Source organism: Sphingomonas sp. CCH9-F2, from assembly GCF_001556735.1.
Taxonomy (GTDB): Bacteria; Pseudomonadota; Alphaproteobacteria; order Sphingomonadales; family Sphingomonadaceae; genus Sphingomonas; species Sphingomonas ginsenosidimutans.
The window spans coordinates 1-444 of sequence record NZ_LSJO01000603.1 but is presented as its reverse complement, the minus strand read 5'-3'; the positions used below and the strand labels follow the sequence as shown (position 1 = coordinate 444).

Below are 444 nucleotides of genomic sequence, written 5' to 3'. Positions count from 1 at the left end.
CCGGCTTGGTCGCCAACACCGGCAGATAATGCCACGGGTCGTAGATGGTCCGGTCCCGGCCAAAGAACCGGGGATGGTCGGCGACGACTTCACCGTCGCAGCGCACGAGGATGCGGTCGGCATAGGCACGGACCTGCACAACGCGCCGAACCGTCCGGGCAGAAACGGAGTAGCGGTTGCGGTCGAAGCTGATGAGGCAAGTGCCGCTTACCGCGTGCTCGCTCTCGTGGAAGCCGTCGAAGGGCGCGACAACAGGCTGGAGCACCGCCCGTTCGGCTGCCCATGCCTGGGCGACCGTCAGTTCCTTCCGCTCGGGATGCCGGTGCATGTCGGCCCAGCGCCGACACTCGGCCTCCAGCCAACCGTTCAGCTCCTCGAGGCTGGTAAATCGCAGGCGTGGCTGGAAGAAGCGGCCGCGCGCGGTCTGCACCTGGTTCTCGACCT

Annotated in this window: 1 protein-coding gene; it reads right to left on the bottom strand. The window is 66.9% G+C overall.

Features of this window, described 5'->3' with window-relative positions:
- On the bottom strand, positions 1-444 hold a 444-nt coding region (locus tag AX685_RS16765; protein WP_443026265.1), incomplete at both ends, for a Mu transposase domain-containing protein.